The sequence below is a fragment of the Nocardia sp. NPDC051052 genome, from assembly GCF_044456045.1.
Classification (GTDB): domain Bacteria; phylum Actinomycetota; class Actinomycetes; order Mycobacteriales; family Mycobacteriaceae; genus Nocardia.
Genome location: NZ_JBITFL010000002.1, coordinates 694,314 through 718,535, shown reverse-complemented (window position 1 = coordinate 718,535; position 24,222 = coordinate 694,314). Strand labels below are relative to the sequence as shown.

At 67.1% G+C, this 24,222-nt stretch carries 25 protein-coding genes; 9 read left to right on the top strand and 16 right to left on the bottom strand.

Annotated elements, in window-relative coordinates:
• The first annotated feature begins 570 nt into the window (after positions 1–570).
• The 6 genes from ACIBCN_RS08380 (at position 571) to ACIBCN_RS08355 (ending at position 6,436) form a co-directional block, all read left to right on the top strand.
• Entirely contained in the window at positions 571–1,869 is a 1,299-nt protein-coding gene (locus ACIBCN_RS08380) for an MFS transporter (protein WP_396990825.1), read from the top strand.
• A gap of 78 nt (positions 1,870–1,947) precedes the next feature.
• Positions 1,948–2,667 carry a GntR family transcriptional regulator gene (locus ACIBCN_RS08375; RefSeq protein WP_396990824.1) on the top strand — a complete coding sequence of 240 codons (720 nt, stop codon included), beginning with the start codon at positions 1,948–1,950 and terminating at the stop codon, positions 2,665–2,667.
• A gap of 127 nt (positions 2,668–2,794) precedes the next feature.
• Positions 2,795–3,337, top strand: a complete 543-nt coding sequence (locus ACIBCN_RS08370; protein ID WP_396990823.1) for a thiamine pyrophosphate-binding protein — start codon at positions 2,795–2,797, stop codon at positions 3,335–3,337.
• A gap of 2 nt (positions 3,338–3,339) precedes the next feature.
• Positions 3,340–3,930, top strand: coding sequence for a thiamine pyrophosphate-dependent enzyme (locus tag ACIBCN_RS08365; RefSeq protein ID WP_396990822.1), 591 nt, complete (start codon positions 3,340–3,342; stop codon positions 3,928–3,930).
• The gene (locus ACIBCN_RS08360) at positions 3,927–5,306 is read left to right on the top strand and encodes an aldehyde dehydrogenase family protein (protein WP_396990821.1); all 1,380 of its coding nucleotides are present in this window, start codon (positions 3,927–3,929) and stop codon (positions 5,304–5,306) included. Before ACIBCN_RS08365 ends, ACIBCN_RS08360 begins: the two co-directional genes overlap by 4 nt.
• Positions 5,303–6,436 carry a mandelate racemase/muconate lactonizing enzyme family protein gene (locus tag ACIBCN_RS08355; protein WP_396990820.1) on the top strand — a complete coding sequence of 378 codons (1,134 nt, stop codon included), beginning with the start codon at positions 5,303–5,305 and terminating at the stop codon, positions 6,434–6,436. Before ACIBCN_RS08360 ends, ACIBCN_RS08355 begins: the two co-directional genes overlap by 4 nt.
• 9 nt (positions 6,437–6,445) lie before the next feature.
• Here ACIBCN_RS08355 and ACIBCN_RS08350 read toward each other — a convergent pair whose 3' ends face one another.
• Complete coding sequence (locus ACIBCN_RS08350) at positions 6,446–7,198, bottom strand: hypothetical protein (RefSeq protein ID WP_396990819.1); 753 nt, start codon at positions 7,196–7,198, stop codon at positions 6,446–6,448.
• 171 nt (positions 7,199–7,369) lie between these two features.
• A complete protein-coding gene (locus tag ACIBCN_RS08345; RefSeq protein WP_396990818.1) occupies positions 7,370–7,795 on the bottom strand; it encodes a MarR family winged helix-turn-helix transcriptional regulator in 426 nt (141 codons plus the stop codon).
• Positions 7,796–7,879: 84 nt separating this feature from the next.
• On the opposite strand from ACIBCN_RS08345, the gene ACIBCN_RS08340 reads away from it, so the two are divergent.
• Positions 7,880–9,637 carry an ABC transporter ATP-binding protein gene (locus ACIBCN_RS08340; RefSeq protein WP_396990817.1) on the top strand — a complete coding sequence of 586 codons (1,758 nt, stop codon included), beginning with the start codon at positions 7,880–7,882 and terminating at the stop codon, positions 9,635–9,637.
• Between the two features lie 6 nt (positions 9,638–9,643).
• On the opposite strand, the gene ACIBCN_RS08335 is transcribed toward ACIBCN_RS08340, so the two are convergent.
• The 3 genes from ACIBCN_RS08335 to ACIBCN_RS08325 form a co-directional block, all read right to left on the bottom strand.
• Complete coding sequence (locus ACIBCN_RS08335; RefSeq protein WP_396990816.1) at positions 9,644–10,543, bottom strand: alpha/beta hydrolase; 900 nt, start codon at positions 10,541–10,543, stop codon at positions 9,644–9,646.
• A gap of 163 nt (positions 10,544–10,706) precedes the next feature.
• Positions 10,707–11,459 (bottom strand): L,D-transpeptidase family protein, encoded by a 753-nt coding sequence (locus ACIBCN_RS08330; RefSeq protein ID WP_396990815.1) that lies wholly within the window; start codon positions 11,457–11,459, stop codon positions 10,707–10,709.
• A gap of 1,322 nt (positions 11,460–12,781) precedes the next feature.
• Entirely contained in the window at positions 12,782–13,189 is a 408-nt protein-coding gene (locus tag ACIBCN_RS08325; protein ID WP_396990814.1) for a winged helix-turn-helix transcriptional regulator, read from the bottom strand.
• A gap of 67 nt (positions 13,190–13,256) precedes the next feature.
• Between ACIBCN_RS08325 and ACIBCN_RS08320 the strand changes: the two genes are divergently transcribed.
• The gene (locus tag ACIBCN_RS08320) at positions 13,257–14,177 is read left to right on the top strand and encodes an NADP-dependent oxidoreductase (protein WP_396990813.1); all 921 of its coding nucleotides are present in this window, start codon (positions 13,257–13,259) and stop codon (positions 14,175–14,177) included.
• A 4-nt stretch (positions 14,178–14,181) separates the two neighbouring features.
• Here ACIBCN_RS08320 and ACIBCN_RS08315 read toward each other — a convergent pair whose 3' ends face one another.
• Both ACIBCN_RS08315 and ACIBCN_RS08310 read right to left on the bottom strand, forming a co-directional pair.
• Positions 14,182–15,147 (bottom strand): TIGR03557 family F420-dependent LLM class oxidoreductase, encoded by a 966-nt coding sequence (locus tag ACIBCN_RS08315; RefSeq protein ID WP_396990812.1) that lies wholly within the window; start codon positions 15,145–15,147, stop codon positions 14,182–14,184.
• Positions 15,148–15,215: 68 nt separating this feature from the next.
• A complete protein-coding gene (locus tag ACIBCN_RS08310; protein ID WP_396990811.1) occupies positions 15,216–15,851 on the bottom strand; it encodes a cyclodeaminase/cyclohydrolase family protein in 636 nt (211 codons plus the stop codon).
• Positions 15,852–15,997: 146 nt separating this feature from the next.
• Here ACIBCN_RS08310 and ACIBCN_RS08305 point away from each other — a divergent pair, with 146 nt between their 5' ends.
• Positions 15,998–17,035 (top strand): LLM class F420-dependent oxidoreductase, encoded by a 1,038-nt coding sequence (locus ACIBCN_RS08305; protein ID WP_396990810.1) that lies wholly within the window; start codon positions 15,998–16,000, stop codon positions 17,033–17,035.
• An 87-nt stretch (positions 17,036–17,122) separates the two neighbouring features.
• Here the strand turns inward: ACIBCN_RS08305 and ACIBCN_RS08300 are convergent, their stop codons facing one another.
• The 9 genes from ACIBCN_RS08300 to ACIBCN_RS08260 form a co-directional block, all read right to left on the bottom strand.
• The gene (locus tag ACIBCN_RS08300; protein ID WP_396991164.1) at positions 17,123–17,461 is read right to left on the bottom strand and encodes an STAS domain-containing protein; all 339 of its coding nucleotides are present in this window, start codon (positions 17,459–17,461) and stop codon (positions 17,123–17,125) included.
• Positions 17,462–17,714: 253 nt separating this feature from the next.
• Positions 17,715–18,344, bottom strand: a complete 630-nt coding sequence (locus tag ACIBCN_RS08295) for a flavin reductase family protein (protein ID WP_396990809.1) — start codon at positions 18,342–18,344, stop codon at positions 17,715–17,717.
• 116 nt (positions 18,345–18,460) lie between these two features.
• Positions 18,461–18,607 (bottom strand): hypothetical protein, encoded by a 147-nt coding sequence (locus ACIBCN_RS08290; protein WP_396990808.1) that lies wholly within the window; start codon positions 18,605–18,607, stop codon positions 18,461–18,463.
• A 16-nt stretch (positions 18,608–18,623) separates the two neighbouring features.
• A complete protein-coding gene (locus ACIBCN_RS08285; RefSeq protein WP_396990807.1) occupies positions 18,624–19,532 on the bottom strand; it encodes an alpha/beta fold hydrolase in 909 nt (302 codons plus the stop codon).
• 3 nt (positions 19,533–19,535) lie between these two features.
• The gene (locus ACIBCN_RS08280; protein WP_396990806.1) at positions 19,536–20,174 is read right to left on the bottom strand and encodes a TetR/AcrR family transcriptional regulator; all 639 of its coding nucleotides are present in this window, start codon (positions 20,172–20,174) and stop codon (positions 19,536–19,538) included.
• A 220-nt stretch (positions 20,175–20,394) separates the two neighbouring features.
• A complete protein-coding gene (locus ACIBCN_RS08275; protein WP_396990805.1) occupies positions 20,395–22,776 on the bottom strand; it encodes a SpoIIE family protein phosphatase in 2,382 nt (793 codons plus the stop codon).
• A 13-nt stretch (positions 22,777–22,789) separates the two neighbouring features.
• Positions 22,790–23,425 (bottom strand): SpoIIE family protein phosphatase, encoded by a 636-nt coding sequence (locus ACIBCN_RS08270; protein ID WP_396990804.1) that lies wholly within the window; start codon positions 23,423–23,425, stop codon positions 22,790–22,792.
• Positions 23,418–23,843, bottom strand: coding sequence for an ATP-binding protein (locus tag ACIBCN_RS08265; RefSeq protein WP_150404521.1), 426 nt, complete (start codon positions 23,841–23,843; stop codon positions 23,418–23,420). Before ACIBCN_RS08265 ends, ACIBCN_RS08270 begins: the two co-directional genes overlap by 8 nt.
• Positions 23,821–24,210, bottom strand: a complete 390-nt coding sequence (locus ACIBCN_RS08260; protein WP_107660644.1) for an STAS domain-containing protein — start codon at positions 24,208–24,210, stop codon at positions 23,821–23,823. Before ACIBCN_RS08260 ends, ACIBCN_RS08265 begins: the two co-directional genes overlap by 23 nt.
• Positions 24,211–24,222: the final 12 nt, after the last annotated feature.

Here is a 24,222-nt window from a genome sequence, read left to right as displayed (position 1 = left end):
CCCCGGCCTTAGTTATCGGTCAGGTGCGTGGTGTCGGGTTCCAGCGTGGTCATCTGGCTGTGGTGCTGTTCTCGAGCGCTTTCGAAAGAGTGAGCACGTCGCGTGGTGTTTTCGGGGCTGCTGGGTGTCGGATGCGCACTGTTTGTTCGGATGCTCACCGTTTGTGTGACCCGCACACTAGGTATAGGGGTTGTGCGGGTCGCAGAAACGGTGAGCGGCTGACAGAGGGTGTGTGTCCATGCTGAGCGACACCCGGGGTGGCGCTATCGGCGAAATCTGCACCCTCAGTCGGAGTGCGCGCTCGAAATAGGGACTGGAGTCGGTGCGGATTCTGAGAGGGTGCGCGGATTTTGCGCCGTGGGGTCGGCGCGCAAATGGTCGAGCGCATTTCGGCCATCTCCTGGCGTCACCTTTGCGCAACTCTTGTGCGTCAGGTCACAGCATGAGTAGCATGCCACTCATCAAGTGAGACATGTTACTTAACTAGGTGGCATGCCATCGCAGCTTGTGGCTCTGTGCTGTGGAGGAAAGAAGATGGACCGTGCGATCCCCCGTACCGAGGGGGAAGTTATGCAGGCGAACGCAATCCGGAAGATCACCCGCCGGGTGGTGCCGTTGCTGGTGATCGGCTACATCGTTAGCTATATCGACCGGATCAACGTCAGCTTCGCCAAGTTCGGCATGGAGGAGACGTTCGGCATGAGCGCGACCCAGTACGGGTTCGTGGCCGGCATCTTCTTCGTCGGATACGTGCTGGCCGAGGTGCCGAGCAACATCATCATGACCAAGGTCGGTGCCAGGATCTGGCTCAGCCGGATCCTGGTGACCTGGGGCATCGTCGCCGCGCTCACCGCGTTCGCGACCAACATCGAGATGGTCTACCTGCTGCGCTTCCTGCTCGGCGTCGCGGAGGCGGGCTTCTTCCCCGGCATCATCGTGTATCTCGCACGGTGGTACCCGAATGCCCAGCGCACCAAGGTGATTGCCACCGTGATGGTGGCCATCCCGGTGGCCAGCGTGCTCGGCAGCCCGCTCAACGGGTGGATTCTCGACACCTTCGGCGGCGCACTGGGCTTGGACGGCTGGCGCTGGATCTTCCTCGTCGGCGGCGTACCCGCGGTGATTCTCGGCGTGGTGTTCTTCTTCGCGCTCACCGAATCACCGGAAAAGGCGAAGTGGCTCAACGACACCGAACGCGCGTGGCTTAAGCAGACTCTGGACGCGGAGAACGCCGAACGCGCGCAGACGGCACCGGCCGGTCACCTCGCGGCGCTGCGCGACAAGCGGGTGATTGCCCTGTGCCTGGCCTACTTCCTGTTGCTGTGCGGCGCGTATCCGCTGGCCTACTGGATGCCGTCGGTGGTCAAGGAGGTCGGGCACGGGCTGAGCAGCTTCCAGATCGGGTGGCTCTCGGCGATACCGTTCCTGCTCGCCGCGATCGGGATGTACATCACTGGGCGGCTGGTCCGTAACGACCGTTCGTCGCGGCCGGTGTTGATCGCGCTGGCCATCTCGGTGGTCGCGTTCACGGTCACGGCGTTCGCGCTCGGGTCGCCGCTGCTCGCGTTCACCGCGATCACCGTCGCCACGATGGCCGCGCAGACGGCGAAACCGCTGTTCTGGTCGGTGCCGACGGCCTACCTGGCGGGCGCGGGCGCGGCAAGCGGTATCGCGCTGATCAATTCGCTCGGCAACGCGGCCGGGTTCGTCAGTCCCTACGCGTTCGGCTGGATCAAGGACGCGTCCGGCGGGCACACCAGCTTCGCCATCGCGGTGATGATCTTGGCCAATGTCGGCGCGCTGATCGTGGTCGGCGGCCTCGCCGTGCGGGCCAGGGCCCGCCGCGCCGCGGCAGTACCCGCTACCTGAGCGGCTATGCTGGGGAATCGTCCGAGGTCGGTGTGCCACGGGCGATTTCCCATTGCTCTCGCTTCATGAAGAGGTGCCTTGTCGCAGGACGCGGTAGACAGCAAGTCCGAGCAGATCGCTGCCGACATCCGGGACGCGATCCGGCAAGGGCGGCTCGAGCGCGGCATCCTCTATTCCTCCCGCGAGCTGGGTGAGCTGTTCGGCGCCTCGCGCACGCCGGTGCGTGAGGCGCTGCTGAAGCTGGCCGATCTGGGCCTGGTCAAGATCGAACGCAATCGCGGTGCGCGGGTGCTCGGGCAGGACGGGCGCGGCATCGTCGACCTGTGCAGCCTGCGGGTGCTGCTGGAACCGCCCGCCTGCCGCAATGCCGTCGCGGTGCTGACCAGCCGCGACGACGAAGCCATGCTGGCCGAATACCGGATCATGGAGCGCACGGCCGACGGCGGCGCCGAGTACTTCGCGGCCGACGAGCGGCTGCACGAACTGATCCTGCAGGCCAGCGGCAACCGGCGACTGGCCAAATTCGTCAATGAGCTGCGGCAGACGCTGGCGCTGGACGGCAGGCACAGTGTGCCGCGCTATCAGCCGGTCGATACCGCGCTGAAAGACCACTGGGACATCATCGAGGCGCTGCGCAAGCGCGATGGTGCCGGTGCCGAGCGCGCGATGCGCAAGCACCTGGTGCGCTCCGGCGATCTGCTCGTCGCGCACAGCAGCGACGACAACCGCGGCCTGGTCGCGGAATGGCGGCGCTGGGTCTCGGTGTCCGTGCCCGAGGGTGACCAAGTCACCTACTGACAGTTCTGTTCGGCACTGGATCGGTGTCACTCATATTTGAGTGTTGCATGCTACTCGCCATGAGTAGTATGTTGCAGGCACCAAGTGGGCTGCGATTCGGCAGCCCGGTCCGGCGAAGGGACATTCGGTGAATTCCAACTCGTATGCGACGTCCGTCGCCAGAGGAATCTGGGCGGCGGAGGTCGATCTGGTCGGGTACGTGCCATCGGTGAGCGTGGCACCCGTCATCACGGCGCTGGTGGACAGCAGCGGCGGCACGGCGGGCATCTCGGAGCGGGTCTTCCCGCTCTCCAGGGAAGAGGAGGCGGCCGGGTTGATCGGCGCGCTGCCGCTCACCGGGAAGCTGGGCGCGATTGTCATGCAGGACAACGGTTTCGGCAACGCGCTGACCGCGCTGACCACGTTCAACGTGGCCTACCACCTGCCGATGCTGATCGTGGCGAACACCCGCGGCGGGCTCGGCGAGTACAACTCGATGATCCACACGTTCAGCCAGCACGTGCCGCGCATGCTCGACCAATTCGGGATCCAGTCCTTCCAGATCGACCGGCGCAGCAGCCCGCAGGATTGGGAAGCGGTGGTCACCGAGGCAGGGGTGCACGCCCGGATGACCTTTCGGCCCGTGGTGGTGCTCGCGCACTTCTGGGCCACCGACGGTAAGGCGGCCTGATCGTGAAACGCATTGACGCCCTGCGGATTATCGCTACCCAGACGAGCGACCTGCCGGTAGTGGTGACCTGTGCCGCCTCCAGCCGAGAGCTGGCGGCGGTGGCGGATCGTCCGAATCATCTGTACCTGCTCGACGCGATGGGGCTGGCGGGTTCCGTGGCCACCGGGGTCGCGCTGGGCATCGCCGATACCGAGGTGCCGAAGGTGGTCGCGATCGAGGGCGACGGATCGCTGCTGATGAACCCGAATGTGCTTGCCACAGCGGGCTTTCTCCGCCCGTCGAAGCTGGTGATGGTGCTGCTGGACAACGGCGTGTACGGCGCGACGGCCAACCTGCCCACCTACGGTTCGCGAATCGACCTGGGGGAGTTGGCCTCGGCGGCGGGGTGGACCGTGCGCCGCGCGGCAGATCCCGAGGAGTTGGGGGAGCGGTTGACCGAGTCGCTGACCCTGGAGGGTCCGGTGTTCCTGCATGTGCGCATCGCGGTGGGCAATGCCACCGACGTGCCGAAGCTGCTGGAGAACCCGGTGATTCTCGGCCGGCGTTTCCAGGATTGGCTGGCATCGCGGTCGACGGTGCGGGCGGGCCGATGATCACGACGATCAATCCCGTCGACGGAAGTCCCATCGAGACGTACTCTTTCACCCCCGACCATCAGCTGTCCGCGTTGCTGAACCGGGCTGTCGCCGCCGCGCGCCGTGCCCTCGACGAGCCGGTCGCCGACCGCGCCGATCGGCTGCGCCTGCTGGCCGCCCGGCTGCGCGCCGGCTCGCGGGCACTGGCGCCGCTGATCACCACCGAGATGGGCAAGCCGATCGGCCAGGCCGTCGCCGAGATCGAGAAGTGCGCGCTCACCTGCGACTACTACGCCGACCGCGTCGCCGATCTCGTTGCGCCGCAAGCGGTCGACGTGTTTCCCGACGGCGGGCAGATCCGAACCAGGCCGCTCGGCGTGGTTCTGGCGATCATGCCGTGGAATTACCCGTTCTGGCAGGTCTTTCGGTCGATGCTGCCCGCGGTAGCGATCGGCAATACGGTGCTGCTCAAGCACGCCGACAATGTCACCGGTTGCGCGCTGGCCGTGCAGCGGCTGTTCGACGAGGTGTGCGGCACGGGCGTGCTGACGAGTGTGCTGCTGCCGCCGGATCGGATCGGTCCGCTCATCGACGATCCGCGCATCGCCGCGGTGGCGTTCACCGGCAGTAATCGCGTCGGTGCCATCGTCGGCGCGCGGGCGGGCCGGGCGGTCAAGAAGGTGGTGCTGGAACTCGGCGGCTCCGACCCGTTCATCGTGCTGTCCGACGCCGACGTTGCCGACGCGGCGGCCGCGGCCGTGCGCTCGCGGTTCCTCAATGCCGGGCAGAGCTGTATCGCCGCGAAGCGAATCATTGTCGAGCGGAACATCTTTCCCGAGTTCACCGAGGCGATGGTGGCCGAGCTCGGCAAGCTGGTGGTCGGCGATCCGGCGCTGCCCGGCACCGATATCGGCCCGATGGCCCGCGCCGACCTGCGCGACGAGCTGCGCAGGCAGCTCAATGCGACGGTGTCCGCCGGGGCCAGGGTATTGGCCGGCGGCGCAGACGATTCCGGTCCCGGCGCCTGGTTCACGCCGACCGTCGTCGAGGTGCCCGACACCTATTCCGTTGCGTTCCAGGAGGAAACGTTCGGTCCGCTCGGCGCGGTGCTGCCGGTCGGATCCGCGGCCGCGGCACTGACCGCAGCCAACGCCTCCGCCTACGGGCTCAGCTGCTCGATCTGGGGTCGTGACCTCGGCCGGGTCGAGCAGGTCGCGGCCAATGTCGCGGCCGGGTCCGTGTTCGTCAACCGGATCTCCGAATCCGATCCGCGCCTGCCCGTCGGCGGGGTCAAGGCCAGCGGGCACGGCCGGGAGTTGAGTACCTACGGCGCCACCGAATTCGCCAACATCCAGGCGGTACGCACCGCCCCACCCGCGAGGAGCAGTCGATGACCATCACCCGAATCTCAGCCCGCGTCGTCGGCATCCCGGTCGACAAGCCGACCCGAATGTCCAACCGCGACTTGACCGATCGGCACTATGTCTTGGTCGAGGTCACCGACGACAGCGGCGCGACCGGGCTCGGCTACACCTACGCCGGAACCAGCGGCGGCAACCTGACCAAGTGCGCGGTCGACGACGTGCTCGCGCCGGTCTACCTCGGCGCCGACCACAACGACGTGCACCGACTGTGGAGCCTCGCGTACCAGGAGGCGCTGCTCGCGGGCCGCCGCGGCGCCGTGCTCCGGGCACTGTCGGCGATCGACATCGCGTTATGGGACCTGCGCGCGAAACGGGCCGGGCTACCCCTGGTCAGCCTGCTCGGCGGCTCGACCGCCCCGCAGCCCTCCTACGCCTCCGGCGGCTACTACCGGCCGGACGAGGGCGAGTGGACCCAGGCCGTCCGCAAGGAGATCGAATTCAATGTGGGCCAAGGCTTTACCGACCACAAGATCAAGGTCGGCGGCCTGAGCGTGGCCGAGGACGCCCGCCGGGTCGCGGCCGCGATCGAGACGATCGGCGACACCGGCAGGCTCGCGCTCGACGCCAACAACGCCTACCGCTCCGTCCACGAAGCACGCAGGGCCATCGAAGCTTTCGAGCGCGCGGCCGGCGATCGGGACCTGTGGTGGTTCGAGGAGCCGCTCTCGCCGGACGCGATCGCCGGGCACGGTGAACTAGCCAGGCAGATCCGCACGCCGGTCGCCACCGGCGAGATTCACCAGACCCGGTGGGAATTCCGGCAACTCATCGAGTCGGGTGCCGCCTCGGTGCTGCAGGCCGACGCCGGTGTGGTCGGCGGCGTCACGGAGTGGCTGCGGGTCGCGCACGCCGCCGACGCCTTCGGTCTGCAGATGGCGCCGCACTGGCATCACAACCTGCACGTCCACCTGTGCGGCGCGGTGAGCAACACGCTGGTCGTCGAGTACTTCGCGCTGGAGAAGGGCATCTACAACTTCGAGCAGCTGCTCACGCCCGAGACGCGGCTGCGGTACGGGTCGAACCAGGTGTTCGTGCCGCAGCGTCCCGGGCTCGGCATCGAACTCGACGAAGACGTCGTCGCGAAGTACGAGTTCGCCTGAGCACCAGGGCTATTGGCCGGGACTGATGGCGCTGATGAGGGTGCGCCCTTCATCCTTGGTCGTGGTGACGAGCTGCGGGTTGTAGGTGACCGGCGTGCGTCCAGGGCGGTTCTCGGTAACGACGACCATGTACTGCCCCGCGAACGCGCCAGGGGTGATCGCGACGCAGTACGTGGTGCCCGCGGGCACGGCGTCGATGCCCCGCTGGATGGCGTCGGCCGGTTCCACCGACGCGTCGGGGGTGGTCGCGGCGCGGGCCTCTTCGCCGGATCGCGCGACGTAGTACGCGTGCTGGAACGCGAAGATCGCGCCGGGGCCGGAGTCGAAACCGCCGGGGTCGTTGCCCTTGATCCGGTTGCCGACCCGCTCGGCGGTGCATTGCGCGCCCGAGGAGGCGGCCGGATCACCGATCCGAGCGGGGTTGTTCGCGGCCGAGGGCGGCTGCGGGTCGTTGCCGAAGAACAGGAACGCGGCGGCGGCCACGGCGGCGACGCCGAGTACCCCGAGCACCGGCACCGCCCAGCGGCGGGCCGACCGGTTCCGCTTGGACCGGTCGATCAGGCCGCTGAACTCGTCCTCGAAATAGCCCGGCTCGTAGTCCGGTTCCGGTTCGTGCTCGGGCGGCCTGCCGACCCAGTCGGCATACTCGCCTTGGTATCGATCATCCGGCGCGTACTGCTGTTCCGGCACACCACGTTTCATCATCTGCGGCCCCCGCCCATAGTCGTATCCGGGCTGTGCGCCCATCTCCGGTCGATCCATCGCCCCGCCTTCGTCAGGTCATATCGCCAGGTTATCCGCACCGTTCCGGAAATGCAGCAACGCGCGGACGCGTATGTCCGGCTGACGCCGCTGTCGCTGCAGGCAGAATACTGCTCGTTTGCTGGCAGTGGTGCACGCCGGGGGGATACCGGCCGGTAAGTCCGGATTGTGCTAGGCCGTAGCGGAATCGAGGGTGGCCAGCAGCTCGCGCAGGGTTTCGCGCTGGTCGGCGGTGAGGGTGGCGAAGAGTTCCTCGGCGGCCTCGCGGCGGGCCTCGGCCATCCGGGTGAGGGTGGCGCGGCCGGATTCGGACAGCGTGACCAGGGTGGCGCGGCGGTTGGCCGGGTCGGGCGCGCGGGTGACCAGGTCCGCGGCGGCGAGGGCGTCGACGACCGTGGTCGCCGAGCGTGGCACGATGCCGAGGCGTTCGGCCAGTTCGGTCATGCGCAGCGGTTCGTCCTGGTGCGCGATGATCCGCAGCGCGCGCGCCTGGGCGGGGGTGAGGCCGAGCGGGGCGAGCCGGCCCACCTGGTTGCGCCGGATCCGTTTGGCCGCGCGCAGGAACAGTTCGGGCAGGTCGGTGTCGGCGGACTCCATGTTTCTGAGCATAACTCATTGTTTCGGGAACAATTATGAGCCATGCTCAGTTTCATCACGTAGTGTCCTTGGAAGGAGGCGCCTATGCAGCCCCCACATCATCTTCGCCGGATCGTCCGGTTGTTCCGGCCCTATCGGGCCCGGCTGGCCCTGGTGGCAGCCCTCGTCTGCTTGTCCTCGGTGGTCGCGCTGGCCTCGCCGTTCATGCTGCGCGCGGTGCTCGACGACGCGCTCCCGCACGGGCGCACCGGCCTGCTGACCCTGCTCGCCGCGGGCATGATCGCGGTTGCCGCGCTGACCAGTGTGTTCGGCGTGCTGCAGACCTACATCTCGACCACCGTCGGCCAAGACGTCATGCACGACCTGCGGTCCGCGGTCTACGCGCAACTGCAGCGAATGCCGTTGTCCTTCTTCACCAAAACCCGCACCGGCGAGGTGCAGTCCCGCATCGCCAACGACATCGGCGGCATGCAATCGACCGTCACCTCCACCGCGACCTCGCTGGTCTCGAACTTCACCACGGTGCTCGCCGCGGTCACCGCGATGATCGTGCTCGACTGGCGGCTCACCCTCGTTTCCCTGGTCATGCTGCCGTTCTTCGTGTGGATCAGCCGCCGCGTCGGCAGCGAACGCCGCAAGATCACCGGTCAGCGGCAGGAGAAGCTGGCGGGCATGTCGGCGATCGTGGAGGAGTCGCTCTCGGTGAGCGGCATCCTGCTCGGCCGCACGATGGGTCGTTCGCCCGCGCTGGTCGACAGTTTCGTGCGGGAGTCGCGCGGGCTGGTCGATCTGGAGGTGCGCGCGAGCATGGCGGGACGGTGGCGGCAGTCGACCATCACGATCGTCATGTCGGCCATGCCCGCGGTCATCTACTGGGCGGCGGGGCTCAGCGTGACGGGCGGGAAGCCGCTGGTTTCGATCGGCACGCTCGTCGCGTTCACCACGCTGCAGACCACGTTGCTGCGGCCGATGGTGCAGCTGCTGTCCACCGGTGTCGAGGTGCAGAGCTCGATGGCGTTGTTCGGCAGGATCTTCGAGTACCTGGACCTGAAGCCCGATATCGAGGAGCCCGTGCGGCCCGTCGCGCTCGGCGAGGTCACGGGTGCGGTGCGCTTCGATCATGTCGGTTTCTCGTACGGGTCGGGCAATCGAGATGTGCTGAGCGACATCGACATCACCGTGCCTGCCGGGTCGAGTCTGGCCATCGTTGGCGAAACCGGTTCCGGCAAGACCACTCTCGGTTACCTCGTGGCACGGCTCTACGATGTGAGCTCCGGTCGCATCACCGTCGACGGAAAAGACGTGCGCGACTTGTCCTTCGCGGATCTCGCCACCGCCGTCGGCGTGGTATCTCAGGAGACCTATCTGTTCCACGCCACGGTCGCCGACAACCTGCGGTTCGCGAAACCCGATGCGACGGAACGGGAATTGCACGATGCGGCCCGTGCCGCCCAGATTCACGAGCACATCATGAGTCTGCCCGACGGCTACGACACCCTCGTGGGTGAGCGCGGCTACCGCTTCTCCGGCGGCGAGAAGCAGCGGCTCGCCGTTGCCCGCGCTGTGCTGCGCAATCCGCCGATCCTGGTGCTGGACGAGGCGACCAGTGCGCTCGATACCCGTACCGAGCAGGAGGTGCAGCAGGCCATCGACGCGCTCTCGGTCGATCGCACCACGATCACCATCGCGCACCGGCTGTCGACCATTCGCGATGCCGACCAGATCGTCGTGCTCGATCACGGACGCATCGTGGAACGTGGCTCGCACGAGGAGCTGATGGAGCTCGATGGTCGCTACGCGGCGCTGTTGTCCCGCGACGACGCGCTGATCGAGGCGGCGTAGCCGGGATCAGCTCGGGCGTAAGTGTTCGACGAGGAAGGTGGTTTCGTCGGCCACCACCTTGTCGAAATCGGGGGAGACGTAGATATCGAAATGGCCCGCCGGATATTCGTGCACCTCGACGTTGGCGCCGGCGGCCGCCGCGTACCGCAGGGTCCGGCGGGCCGGAGCGACGGTGTCGTTCAGGCAGACGCCGAGGAACACCGGGGCCTCGATCTTTCGCAGGCTGCGGCCGGGGCGATAGAGGGGCAGGGTGAGCCCGATTCGGGAGGCGACGGCGTTGGGGTGGGTGAATTCCGTGGGCACCAGCGCGGTGTATCCGGGGGCGGCGTCCGGCGCGTTCATCAATGCGGTCTGGCCCGGGCTGCCGGTGAGCGCGACGGTGACCGGCGGCCTGCGCAGCGCGGCAGCACCGACGTCGAGCAGCGCGCGGGTGGCGATACCGAGCAGTGGCCGAAGTCCGACCGTCGGTGCGGAGGCGAGACCATCGGTGAATGGGCATTGCGCGACCACCGCGGCGACCCGGCGGTCCTGCGCGGCGACGCGCAACACGTGGCCGCCGCTGAAAGACGTTCCGAATAAGGCGATTCGAGCCGGATCGATGCCGTCGAGGGTGGCGGCGTAGTCGATCGCCGCCGACCAATCGGCGAGCTGGCGGCCGATGCTCAACAATTGTCGGGGTTCGCCGTCGCTCGCGCCGAAATACCGATAGTCGAAGACCACCGCGGCGATGCCGGCGGCGGCGAATTGCTCGGCGAAGGCATCGAGGCGCATTTCTTTGACCGCGCCAAGCCCGTGCGCCATGACCACGATGGGAACCGGTCCATCGGCGCTCGGCCGGTACAACCAGCCTCTGACCGTGGTGCCGTCCGACTGGAATTCGATATCCGAGCGTGCAGCGGTGGTCATCTCTCAGCTCCTGCTAGGTCCCAGCGACCGAGAACTACTGTCTCATTCGCTCGATCATGTCATGAGCGGGAGCTGTGGGCGATGCGGGATGTCGCGGGCCCGGTGTATTCGGACCCGGACCCGCAGGCCGCCGAGGCGGTGCGCGGGTTTCGGGCGCCGTCGATTACCAGTGCAGGGTTACCGGATCACCGACATTGATTGTGTGATAAACCCATTCGGCGTCCTCGGGGGCAAGGTTGATGCAGCCGTGGCTGACATTCGAATTGCCCTGCTGGTCCACCGACCACGGGGCGGAATGGATGTAAACGCCACCCCAGGTGAGGCGCTCGGCGAATTCACCGTTGATCACGTAGCCCTCGGGCGAGCTCAACGGGATGCCGATGGTGCGCGAGTCGAACACCACGGAACGGGCCTTCTCCAGCACGGGGAAGGTGCCGGACGGGGTCTCGCGACCCGGCTTGCCCATCGACGCGGGCATCGTCCTCGGGATGCCGCCGACGGTGAGCGTGAAGGTATGGGCGGACATGTCGCCATCACCGAAAACGCCTGCGTTGGTGTTGAATTCGGTGCGGGCGTTACCCGCGCCGACGGTGATGCGGGCATTGGCGGGCAGGAAGCCGGTCGGCGTCCACACCGCCTCCCGATCGTTGGTCCACCCGAACGTCCCGGTCAACGGTTCCGTGGCCTTGATACTGATGCTTTGCTCGGCTTTCGCGCGGTCGGTGACCTGCGCCGCGAATCGAATGGTTATCGGATGGGCAACGCCCACCACCTGCCCATTCGAGGGTCCGATCGCTTCGACCGAGCTCGCTGTTGTTGTGGTTCCGATCAGCGTCGCTGTCGCCGTTCCCGACCAAAACACGGCCAATACCGCGATCAAGATCATTAGGAACAGATATCGGATGACATTTCTCATTAGCTCCACCCCTTCGAGATGGTGGGTAGGCAAGCAAACTAAATTTTAGGCCGCATGATCAACTCGGGTCTACGAATCGATCCCAGCCGTGCCGCAGTCGTAACCGACCACCATGCCCCTCCCTATGTTGCCTACCCGCACCCCCCACCCCCAAACCCCACCATCCACCTATCGCACGACCGTTCGTACAGATCACCCCCTCCCCTCACCTGTCCCCGAACGGTGTACTGCTGTCCGCAGAATCCGCACCCTCACTCGGGTCCCGCACCCGAAATAGGGCCATATTCTCAGTGCGGGACCCGAGTGAGGGTGCGGATCTTATACACGGGCCGGGGAGCGCTTTCGCGGGTCTGTTCGAGGACCCAACCGCCGCTGACCGACCCTCTTTTGTCCAAAGCGCTTGAGACGCAACCACAGCCAGGTGACCAGCTCTGGAGCTGGAGGTTGCGGGCCTGACCGGTGACTAAAGCCGGGTACGGCAGGCGACGTGCTCAGCACTACTTCACGGGAAAACGTGGACAGGTCTTCAGCTTTCTTGGGACTGTCCGCCTTTGGCGTCCTGAGTAGCACTTGCCCGGGTCGGTACACCTTGACGGGGATCTGTGCGTGTACTGATCCGGATTCGTATACCGAGAGACCTCCGAGGGTGTACTGGCCTCGGGGTTTTCGACTAGTCCGTGGGATGACCGGAGTAGTGCTGGGCACGTGAGGTGGGGTCCCCGGCCTTAGTTATCGGTCAGGTGTGCGATGTCGGGTTCCAGCGTGGTCATCTGGCTGTGGTGCTGTTCTCGAGCGCTTCGGAAGAGTGAGCATGTCCGGTAAGCGTTTTGGGGCTGCGGGGTGTCCGATCCGCACTGCTTGTTCCTGCCGCTCACCGTTTTCGCACCGCTTGTCCCGGCCGCTCACCGTATCCGCACTGCTTGTCCCGGCCGCTCACCGTATCCGCACCGCTTGTCCCGGCCGCTCACCGTTTCTGTGACCCGCACACCAGGTATAGCGAGTGTGCGGGTCACAGAAACGGTGAGCACCTGACTGAGGGGGTGTGCGGTATCCCGTTGATCGCCAACGCGCCCGCTGTTGGCGAAATCCGCACTCTAACTCGGGATCTGCACTCAGAGTAGGGTCCTGAAGTCGGGCGGATTCCGAGGGGGAGTGCGGATTTCGATGCGGTGGGGCCTGTGGGGTTGGCGTTGCGCTGTGGGGCCTCGGCCACGATCGACGGAGGCGTCGTTGGCAGCCGACGCGCGTCTTTTTGCCCGCCGCGCACGAAAATTGCCAGCAATTGCGTGCGCGGCTGGACAATTCGTGCGCGGCGGCGGCGCCTAGGGCCCGGTGAGGGGGAGGGGAGAGGGGCGGGTGTCGAAAGCTTCTCGGGCGGCGAGGATTTGGTGTTGGTGTTCGTCCGACCAGGTGCCAAGGGCTTGGCTGATGGCACCGAGGCTTTCGCCAAGGGGGGTGAGAGAGTACTCGACCTTGGGCGGGACGGTGGGGTAGACGGCTCGGTGGACGAGGCCTTCGCGTTCGAGGGTGCGGAGGGTACGGGTGAGCATCTTCTGGGTGATGCCGTCGAGGCGGCGGCGGAGATCGTTGAAGCGGACGGGAGTTTTGTTGTCGCGCAGGACGACGAGGACCAACAGGACCCATTTGTCGGCGAGCACGGCGAAGATCTCGCGGGCCGGGCACTTGTGCAGGTAGCTCTCGACCAAGGTCGGGGCAGGGGCAGTATCCATTGGGTACCTCGGGATCATGAAGGTGCCTTCTTTCCAATAGATACTAGGTCGCCGCAGAATGATTGGCATGTTGGCAATCATTCAACGCGCATACGGCGGTCCGGACGTTCTCGAAACGGTTGAGGTGGCCCGGCCGCAGCCGGGGCCGGGGGAAGTGTTGGTGCGGGTCGCCGCGACCAGCGTGAACGCGGCGGACTGGAAGCTTCGTGTCGGACAGGTGGGCGCGCTCGGAAGTCTGCCGTTGACACTGGGATTGGATGTTTCCGGGATTGTCGAGGAGCTCGGTTCCGGCGTGGAACGGTTTCAGGTCGGCGATGCCGTCTATGGGATGGTGTTTGGCGGTGCGAATGCCGAATATCTAGTGGCGCAGGCGTATACGTTGGCGCTGAAGCCGGCGAGCCTGGACCACATCCACGCGGCGGCGTTGCCGGTGGCGGCATCGACCGCGTGGCAGGCGCTGGCCGCCCTCGGCGCGGGGCAGCGAATCCTGGTGCACGCGGCAGCCGGTGGCGTCGGTCATCTCGCGGTGCAGATCGCCAAGCATCGTGGCGCTTATGTGATCGGCACTGCCCGCACCACCAACCACGAGTACCTGCGGGAACTCGGCATTGATGAGGTGATCGACTACACCGCAGTCGATTTCGCCGACACCGTCGGTGACATCGATGTTGTGCTCGACCTCGTCGGCGGCGATTACGGATCGCGCTCACTGCGCGTGCTACGCCCGAACGGTCGCTACCTCGACATGCAAGGCCCCGATGCCGAGCCCGATCCGCGCGTCGAGACCGATCCGCGCTACGAACGCTGCTATGTCGAACCCTCAGGAGTCTCCCTGCGTGAGATCACCACCATGGTCGACCGCGGCCACCTGCGCGTCACGATCGATCAGGTCTTGCCCCTCGCCGACCTCGCAAAAGCCCATCAGCTCAGCGAATCCGGCCGAGTACGCGGCAAAATCGTACTGACAGCGTGGAATTCGCCCGCCTAGCGCATCAGCTTGGCGTGAGCTGCCGGAGGCGGGGCTCGAGTTCCTGCTGGTAGAAGTCGATGAACCCGTCCGGATCCGGCCCGGCATTCTGCATGACCAGGTGGTCGAAGCCCGCGTCGACGAACTGCTGCGCCACCTCGACATAGCGGGCCGGGTCCGGGCCGCAGGCGAACTGCTGCACCACGTCCTCGAGGCGCACGGTCTTGGACGCGGCGTCGAAATTGACCGGGTTGGGCAGTTCGCTCATCACCTTCCAGCCGGTCAACGCCCAGCGGGTCGTCTCGAGCACGGCCTTGGCGGCGGTTTCCTCGTCGGGCGCCCAGGCCATCGGCACCTCCGCGTAGCGCGGCCCGGCACCACCGGCCGCCCGGTACCGCTCGACGATCTCGGACTTCGGTTCGGTGGCGAACAGCCCGTCGCCGAGCTCGGCGGCGATCAGCGCCGACGGCCCTCCGCTGGCGGCCACCGCGATCACCGGCAGTTCGTCGGGCAGATCGAAGACGCGAGCGTCCGAGAGCGACAGATAGCGGCCATCATAGGAGCGGTACCCGCCGCGCCACAGCAATCGAATGATCTCCAGCGCTTCGCGCAACATCTCCTGGCGCTTGCGCGCCTCAGGGAACTCCCGCGCGACCACGTGCTCGTTGAGCCGCTCGCCGGAGCCGACGCCGAGGGTGAAGCGACCATCGGACACCAGCGCCAGCGTCGCCGCGGCCTGCGCGATGATCGCCGGGTGGTAGCGGACGGTCGGGCAGGTCACCCCGGTCGCCAGGCCGATCCGCTCGGTCTGCGCGGCGATCGCGCCGAGCACCGTCCACGCGAACGGCGAATGCCCCTGCACGTCGAGCCACGGATGGTAGTGATCGCTCATCTCGACGAAGTCGAAACCGGCGGACTCCGCCCGAACCGCTTGGCGCATCAGCTCTTTCGGCCCGAAGGCCTCTGCGGCCAGCTTGTATCCGATCTGCACGGTTACCTCCTCGGCTGTGTCGGCTACTTGCCGCCGACATACCCGGCCGTGCGGTGCGGAAACCCGGGCTAGCCGCGCACCGCGTGCACCACGTCGGCGTGCAGCCCGTCGGCGCGCGCCACGATCTCCTCGATGCGCAGCAATACGGCGGCGAACCGGTCGCCCGCCTCGGCGGGCAGCGAGGCGACATTGATCTCGATATTGAGCTGAGAGCTGGCGGCCGCGGCACGGCAGGCGTCGGCGGCGGCGCCGATATCGGTGACCACGTTCGGGTTGCCGATCGGGAACAGCTCGGTGGCCAGCGTGAGCACCTCGTCGGCCTCGTCGACCACCGCCGCGGGCACGCGAGCGGCCTCGACCAGCGCCGCGTTGATCGTCGCGGTGCGCGCGTCGATCTCCTCCGGCGTGGTCTTCGGCAGCTTGTAGGCGGCGCCGACCGCGGTGAACGCGGCGGCGTCGGCATCGGCGAGTGCCAGCGAGCGAGCACGGGCGGCGTCGGCGGCCTCGATGATGCGATCCACCACCGGCCGGTTGTCCGCGTCCTTGGCCCTGGTCGTGTAGCGCGCGACCATCGCGACCAGCGCGGCGGCCTGCGCGGCATGCAGCGCGGCCACCGCCCCGCCGCCCGGCGCGGGAATCTTGGCGGCCAGGTCGGACAGATACTGCGCCAGCGTCGCCTCGCCGAAGGAGGACGCAGTTTCCATGGACGAGGTGCTCACGGGTTGATGGCCTTTCATCGTGCGGCGCGGGTGGGGAGTGCGCGGTCAACGCTACCGGTTTGGCGGCCGTCGCCGCCTGGCGGACCGGTCCGGTGCGGCGCCGACCCGTTGTCGCCGTTATGTTGAGTGCTATGCGGATCGGATTGGGCATCAACTACTCGGGCGGTTTCAAAGAGGCGGCGGCCGAGGTCGCCGACCTGGAGCGGGCCGGCCTGGACATCGTGTTCGTCCCCGAGGCGTACTCCTACGACGCGGTGAGCGCGCTCGGCTACCTGGCCGCGAAGACCTCGCGGCTGGAACTGGCCTCGGGCATCCTGCAGATCTACACCCGCACGCCCAGCCTCACCGCGATGACCGCGGCCGGCCTCGATTTCGTCTCCGACGGCCGGTTCATTCTCGGCCTCGGTGCGTCGGGCCCGCAGGTGATCGAGGGCTTCCACGGCGTGCCCTACGACGCGCCGATCGGGCGCACCAGGGAACTGGTGGAGATCTGCCGCAAGGTGTGGCGTCGCGAGAAGCTCGAGTACCAAGGCAAGTACTACCAGATCCCGCTGCCGGAAGGGCAGGGCACCGGCCTCGGCAAGGCGCTGAAACTGATCAATCACCCGGTGCGCGAACGCATCCCGGTGTTGCTCGCCTCGATCGGCCCGAAGAATGTCGAGCTCACCGCCGAGATCGCCGAGGGCTGGCAGCCGATCTTCTTCCTGCCGGAGCAGGCGAACAAGATCTGGGGCGAGTCGCTCGAGGCCGGCTTCGCCAAGCGTGACCCGCAGCTCGGCCCACTCGAGGTGTACGCGAGCCCGGCGCTGGCCATCGGCGACAACGTCGAGCCGCTGCTGGAATTCGTGAAGCCGCACCTGGCGCTGTACATCGGCGGCATGGGTGCCAAGGGCAAGAACTTCTATCACACGCTGGCCACCAAGTACGGCTATGGCGCCGAGGCCGACCGCATCCAGGAGCTCTACCTGGCGGGCAAGAAGGAAGAGGCGGCCAAGGTGGTCCCCGACGCCCTGGTCCGCGACGTCTCCCTGGTCGGTCCCGCGAGCTACGTTAAGGAGCGAGTCGCCGCGTTCGCCGAGGCGGGCGCCACCGTCCTGAACGTGTTGCCGATGGCGGCCACCCCGGCCGAGCGGGTCAAGCTGATCGAGCAGCTGCGCGAACTCTGCTGATCCTGGAAAAACACTCGGCGAGCAGGCACTGTTGTGCCTGCTCGCCAAGTTTTTGGGCTCGATCTGGGTGGTAGCACCCAGCGGGGGTCAGCGGTCGCGGAATCCCGCGAGCGCCGCGGCCAGGGTGGAATGCACGGCGAAGACCTGATCGAGATTGGTCATCCGCAGCTGGCGGCTGGTGGCCGGGCCGTCGGCGACCACGGCGATCGCGGTCGCATCGCCCGCACGCTGATGTGTTGCCACGAGCACGGCCATGCCCGCCGAGGCGAGGAAGCTGACCGCGGTCAGGTCGATGATCAGGGCCGCGGGTTTGCCGTTGAGAATCGCCTCGATCGAGCTCTCGAGTGCGGGGGCCGTTGCCAGGTCGACCTCGCCGGCCACGGTGAGGACCGTCGCGCCGTCCTGGGAAGCGACGGTGGTGGTCATCGTGTCCGCAACGGGATACGCGTCTCCGGAAGTGCTGGTCATGACTCCACCTCGCTGATGCTCGGCTCCGTCGCGCCCAACAGGTTGCTGTGTCCTCGGTTCACTCGCTGTCGCTCGTTCACAACATCACAACACACAAGTAGCGGCGAATTCGCAACCTCGGCGCGTTCATAGGGACAAACACTACCGTAAGGTCGCCGGTCGACGTTGCCGTTGTGCCGCTTCAGAAAAGGAGCGCTACCGGCGGGTCTGCTCAATGGCTGGTCGCGGGATTCGGTATCTGCCACGCGGTGGCCAGCCGAGACGGGTGCAACGGCGTGGCTTCGCCGAAGAACTCGCAGAACTTCATGATCAACGGATCCCAGCCCATCGGGTCGACGTGCTGGGTGCCCGGAATGATCAACTCCTCGGCCACGTGTGCGCGCAGTACGCGCATGGAGTGTGCGAGGCACTCGGTGTCGATGCCGAACGGCTGGGAGGAAAGCACCTCGCATTCGAGCTGAATCGGACACTCGGCGACCCGCGGCGCCGCGACAAGCTCGGCGGGGAGCGGACTCAGGCCGGCCGCCGCGAACTTGTCCGGCTCATACCGATATCCCTTCTCGATCTTGTGCGGCGTCATCTCCGGTGCACCGCTCAGCAGTGCCAGCCGATCCACCGCCGCCGCAAGGCCCGAGGCGGGCAGATTCAACACGCACTCCCGCTCCCGGACCAAATTCTGGGTGGTCCGCGACGCCGTATTCATCCCGAGCATGCACTGATCGCCCAACCACCATGCCGACGACATCGGCGCGAGATTCGCTGTGCCATCCGGGTTTCGGGTGCTGATCAACACCACCGGCGTACCGAAATAGAGAATTTTGAGATCAACAACTCGATGCATCCACCCACGATGCCGGGCACCCACCGCCCGGCGCTGGCGGTAAAGCGACTCGGCGTATCGCTGGCCGATCTATCGTGCGTGGTTTGCTCGGACTGGATCGTGGCTGTCGGTGAAGCTCAGGAACCGCGCACTCGCGTTGTCCCGAAAGATGTTTCGACGTCGATAGTGGTCGACGGCATTGGCCATTTCGCGGCTATCGAGTCATAGACGGTCAGGAAGGTCGTCTCCGCTTCCTCGCTGGTGAATCGTCCGAGCTTCGGCATCGTCTCTCCCCGTTTATCAGTGTGCGGTGGCCGACGAGTGGATATCGCCGTCGAGGCCTGCGATAGCGGCTATTTCGTTGATGACGTCGGGCCACAGCTGCGGTGGAACGTGGCTGGGCATGCCCGGGTAGGTGACCAGCCGGGCACCGGGAATCGCGGCCGCGGTGGCGCGGCCCGCGACCGGCCGGGCCGTTTTGTCAGCCAGACCGTGCACCACCAGCGTCGGCACGCGGACCGCGGCCAGTTCGCCACGCCGATCGCCGGAGGCCCGTAAGGCCACGGACAGGCGTTCCACGCCGGCCTGGTCGTGCCCGCGTTCGTAGCTGCGCTTGCCGAGCTCGCGCAGCCAGGTTTCGTCCTGCGGGTAGTCCGGCGACCCGGCTACCAGTTCCAATGCCACCATGTGTTCGGCATAGTCTTCCGCGCTGTTGATCGGCTTTCTGGCCAGCGCGAGGAAACGCAGGAGGGTTCGAACGCGGGGCCCGCCGATGCGTGGCGACGGGCCGGCACCGATGGTGGTGAGGCTGCGTACCCGGTCCGGGTGGCGCACAGCCATCGACTGGGCGATCATGCCGCCGAGCGATTCGCCGACGACGTGCGCACTGCGCCAGTTCAGCGCGTCCAATATCGAGACCGCGTCGTCGGCCAGGTCGGTCAGGTGATACCGGACCGCCTGCGTGGGGCGCAGGAGCAGGTCCAGCTTGCTCGGTCGTCCAGCGTGGTGCAGGTGGGTGGACAGGCCGGTGTCGCGGTTGTCGAACCGGGCCACCTGAAAGCCGCGCTCCACCAGTCCGGCGATGGCGTCGTCGTGCCAGATCAGCATCTGGGAGATCCCCGAAATCAGCAGTAGCGGCTCACCGGTGGGCGGCCCGATCGTCTCGTAGGCGAGTTCGATATCCCTGTGCCGGGCCATCTCGATGGTCATGAACTACCTCCTGGTTGCCAGGTCGAAGATCGTGACGAGTTCCTCGCAGTAGCGAGGCACGTCGAAACCGGGGTCGCGGGACGACTGAATGACGGCCCCATCGATGGCTTGCCGCACCGCGATCGTCATCGGCAGCACGGCAAAGGCGCGGAACTCGCCTGTGCGCTGACCGAGTTCGAAGATCGCCGCTAGGTCGAGGGCCGAGGAATCCTCTTGCAGTGGCTTATGTGCGGCCGCCTCCGCCATCACTTGGTCGAGCCGCTGCCCGGTGGTCGACCGGTAGCTGGTCCACATGTCCAGCATCGCCAGAGCGTGGTTGCGGTGCGTGTGGATGAACTCGCCGTTGGAAAGGATGTAGGCGCGCAGCTTGCCGCCCGCCGTCTCCTCGGCCTCGATGGCTGGAACCATCACCGGCACCGCGGCGCCGAAGATCTCCTGGGCCAGCGTGTTGACCAGTTCATCTTTGGTGGAGAAGTAATAGAGCACAACGCTTTTCGCCACCCCGGCCAGCTCGGCGATCTTGCCGATCGATGTCTTTGGGTAGCCGATCTCGGCGACCAGTTCGATGGCGCAAGCCGTGATCTGGTCTCGACGGGCTTGCTCGGTGAACGTTCGACCATTCGGATCAATTTTAGACCGCACGGTCGAAGCATAGCTCAAAGATGATCGGTGTGAACGGCGGTGCTATCGGCCGCCAGCGTCTGGAACTCGTTCTGCTGGAATAGGTCTGGTGCCGGTGGCGGAGTGTCGTTCTTCGAGCAGTTAGGCGCGGTCCGCACCTGCTGGGCAACCCGGGGGTGGTTCGAGGCGAACGAGTTACCTACCTGCGCTACGGGATTCGCCGCGGCTGGACCCTCGCGGGCTAGCTCGAGGCGCGGCGGTTGGTGCCGCGCAACGGGTTTGCCACCGGGAAGGCGATGGCGGGGAGGGTCACCGACATGCGGACGCGGGTGCCCGGACCGGTGTGGTCGATATCGAGTTCCTCGGTGAGCGCGCGCATCATGTCGATGCCGCGGCCGCGGTAGCCGGGATCGGCCGAGCGCGGCTTCCAGCTGCCCGCGTCGGCGACGGTGATCACCACCGTCTCGGTGTTGCAGGTGGCGGTCAGCTTGACCCGGTTGGTGTCGGCGGCCGGGTCGCGCAGGGCTCTGGCGACGCGGCCCATCGAGCGGTCCGTGCTCTCGGGACGGCCGGTCGGCACCGCGCCGTTGCGGTAGGCGTGCTCGATGCTGTTGCTGCAGGCCTCGTTGGCCGCGGCCACCAGATCGGAGGCCAGATCGTGCGGCACCGCGGCGGCGGCCAGCCAGGCCTTGAGCGTACGGCGCAGTGCCGCAAGCTCATCCGCGTGCGCGGGCACCTCCAGCCGCAGCGGGGCCGGCGGCTGGCGATATACCACCATGGCGACGTCGTCGTCGTAGCCTGCGGCGGGCCGCAGGCGCGACAGCACCGCGTCGGCCACCTCGCGCGGCAGCTTGGCCGACGTGTCGGCGAGCACGTCGGCGATCTTGGCGAAGCTGTCGTCGATGTCGACGCCGCGCTGTTCGACCAGCCCGTCGGTGAACAGCACCAGCGTCGAGCCCGGCGTCAGCGCGGTGGTCGCCTCCGGGCGGCGCGGCGGATCGAAGGTGGCCAGCGGGAAGGACCGTCCGCCCTCCAGCAGGCGGCCGGTCGCGTCGACGTCGGCCAGGATCGGCGGCATGTGGCCCGCGCTGCTGTAGCGGACCAGCCCGCGCACCGGATCGAGCACCGCGGCGCACACGGTGGTGCACATCGCGCCGGGAATCCGGCCCGCGACGGTGTCCAGTTCGGCGAGCAGCTGCGCCGGACCGGCGCCGCGTAACAGCAATGCTCTTGCGGCCGTACGCAATTGACCCATCACCACGGCCGCGGACAGGCCACGGCCGACGCAGTCGCCGACCACAACACCGATGGTGCCGTCGCGCAGGGGCACCACGTCGTACCAGTCGCCGCCGATCTCCAACGGCGGCAGCGCGGGCTCGTAATGCACCGAGAAGCGCGGCGGCAGTTCGATCGGGCCGAGCATGGCCCGCTGCAGCGTCAGCGACGTCGAGCGGGCCTGGTCGAAGTTGCGGGCTCGCTGTACCGCGAGGCTGAGATGGCCGATGAGTAGCGAGAACAACGTCCAGTCGGCGGCGCTGATCGCGCGCGGCGCGGCGAAGCGCAACCACAGTGCGGCGTCACCGGTTTCGCCGAGCGGAGCGACGATGCCCTCGGAGCTGTCGGCGCCCTCCGGGATGGCGAACAGGCTGCGGCCGGGCCTGCGCCTGGCCCGATCCAGCATGGCCCGCGCCCGCGCGTCCAACTCGGCGCTCGCCGGGCCGTTGGCCGCGCCCTCGGCACCGGAGACATACACCTCCGGCTCGACGTGCCTGCTCGGCCACACCGACACCACCGCCGTCTGCGCGCCGACGGTGCGCCGCAATTCGTCGAGGCCGACCGCGAGCACGTCGACCACGCTGGTCGCCGCGCCCACCGCGGTGGCCAGCCGGGAGGCGGCCTGATCGCGCGCCTGCGCGTCGTGCTCGGCGGTGACGTCGCGGATGGTGCCGACGAAGATGCGTTCGTTGTTCTCCGGCTTGATCAGCGCGCTGGTGCTCACCGCGAGCCACACCGAGCGGCCGTCGCGGTGCCGGATCGGAATGACGAAACGCTGTGCCTCCGTGCCGAGATCGGGGTAGCGGCCCGTAGCGACTGCTTGCAGGTCGCTCGAAAGGACCTGCCCCTCCGGCATCGACCACGGATGCGGCAGCGAGTAGGGCACATCGGCCGCGCCATAGCCGGTCAGCGCGCCGAACGCGGAGTTCACCTCGACGATGGCGCCGTGCGAGTCGGCGACGAAGAAGCCGTCCTGCAGCGACTCGACCAGCGCGGTGCGGAAGGCGTCGCGTCCGGCGAGATCGTCTGCGCGGGAACGCTGTTGCTCGTAACGGCCGACGCCGTCGAGATAGCCGCGGGTCGCGATGTCCAGTGCGGCAAGGGTTTGCAGCAGGAATTCCAGCGCGGACTCGGCCAGCCGGGCGTCGGGACCGCCGATGCCCGCGTCGTGCTCGGCGGCCTGCACCACCCGGAAGTGGTTCTCGTTGAGGTCGAGCAGGCTGATGCCTTCGACCAGCGCCCGCCTGCCGAGCTCGTACCCCTCGGCCAGGGTCGCTTGCGTCGGTGAATCCAGGTGTCGGCGTAGCGCTTTCGCGTATTCGTCGAGGAAGTCGGCCAGTGCTGTCATCGGAGGCGGCCCCTCATGACTTCGGGCCCTGCGCCGCACCCCGATGCCGGGCGGCGAGCACCAACGCGTCGTCGGTGTCCTTGGCGTGCTTGGCGAGGATGTCCGCGGTGATGTCCGCGGTGGATTTCGACAGATCGACCGCGTCGGCGGATTCGCTGACGATGCCGTCGGTGGACATCAGCAGCAGATCGCCGGGACGCACCTGGATGGTCTGCGGCTGCAGGTTCTGCGGCAGCCGGTAGCCGACGATCCCCGCGGTCAGCAGGATGGTCGCGCGAATGGCCAGCCCGCCGGGACTGACGGTGAGCACCCGGGATTCGACGTTGCCGACGCCGAGCCAGCGCACCGTGTCGCTGGGGTCGAACAGCGCGAGCGATACCGCGGCGCCCCGGGTGTCGGCCATGGCCCGATGACAGAGCACCATCAGCACGTCCAGCGGTTCGGCGCGGTTCTCCGAGAGCACCTGCGCGGCCCGGTCGGCGGCGTCGGCCGCGGCGGCCCCGTGGCCGAGCCCGTCCAGCACGGCGAAAAGGACAGTGCCGCCGCCGGTGTCGAGAATGAGGCCGCGATCACCGGAGACGCGTTGGCCGGGCAGCGCGCGGCCGGCCACCGCCCACTCGATTCGGCCGATGAACCCGTCGTCATGCACCGTTGGGTACCCACTTCCACATCTCCACCAACGTGCCCTTGCCCGGCGCCGAATCGACGAGTAGCCGATCCATCAGCCTGCGGGCGCCGGGGAGACCGAGTCCTAGTCCGCGCCCGGTCGAATAGCCGTCCTCGAGCGCGCGGGGAATGTCGATGATGCCGGGTCCTTGGTCCTCGGCTTGGACCACCAGTGCCTGACGACCCTCCCGATCGTCGACCATCAGTCTGATCTCGCCGCTGCCCGCGTAACTGGTGATGTTGCGGGCGATTTCGGAGATCGCCGTCGAGATCATGGTGCGGTCTGTCAGCGTGAATCCGAGCTTCGCTGCCAGTTCGCGGCCCGCCTGACGTGCGATCACGATGTCGCCCGACACTCTGACCGCGATCACCAGGTTCTCAGCGGCCACTGTCACGACCATCTCGCTGGCGTGGGGAGGCGGTCTTCTTGTTGAGCCAGGCCAGGCCCTCTTCGAGATCGAGGGCCGTGTGCATGTCCTCGAAGGTGAGCCCCAGTTGCACCATGGCGAAGGCGACTTCCGGCTGCAGCCCGACGATCACCGTTTCGGCGCCGCGCAGCTGCGTCATGTGCGCGATGGTACGCAGCGATCTCGCCGCGAAGGAATCCATGATGTCGATCGCGGTGACGTCGACGATGATTCCGTGCGCTCGATATTTGCTGACCTGTTTCATCAGGTCGTCCTGCAGGCGTTCGGTATCGGCGTCGGTCAACGCGGATTGAACCGACGCGATGAGATAGGTGCCCTGTTTGAGAATCGGTACCGGCATCTGCCCGCCCTG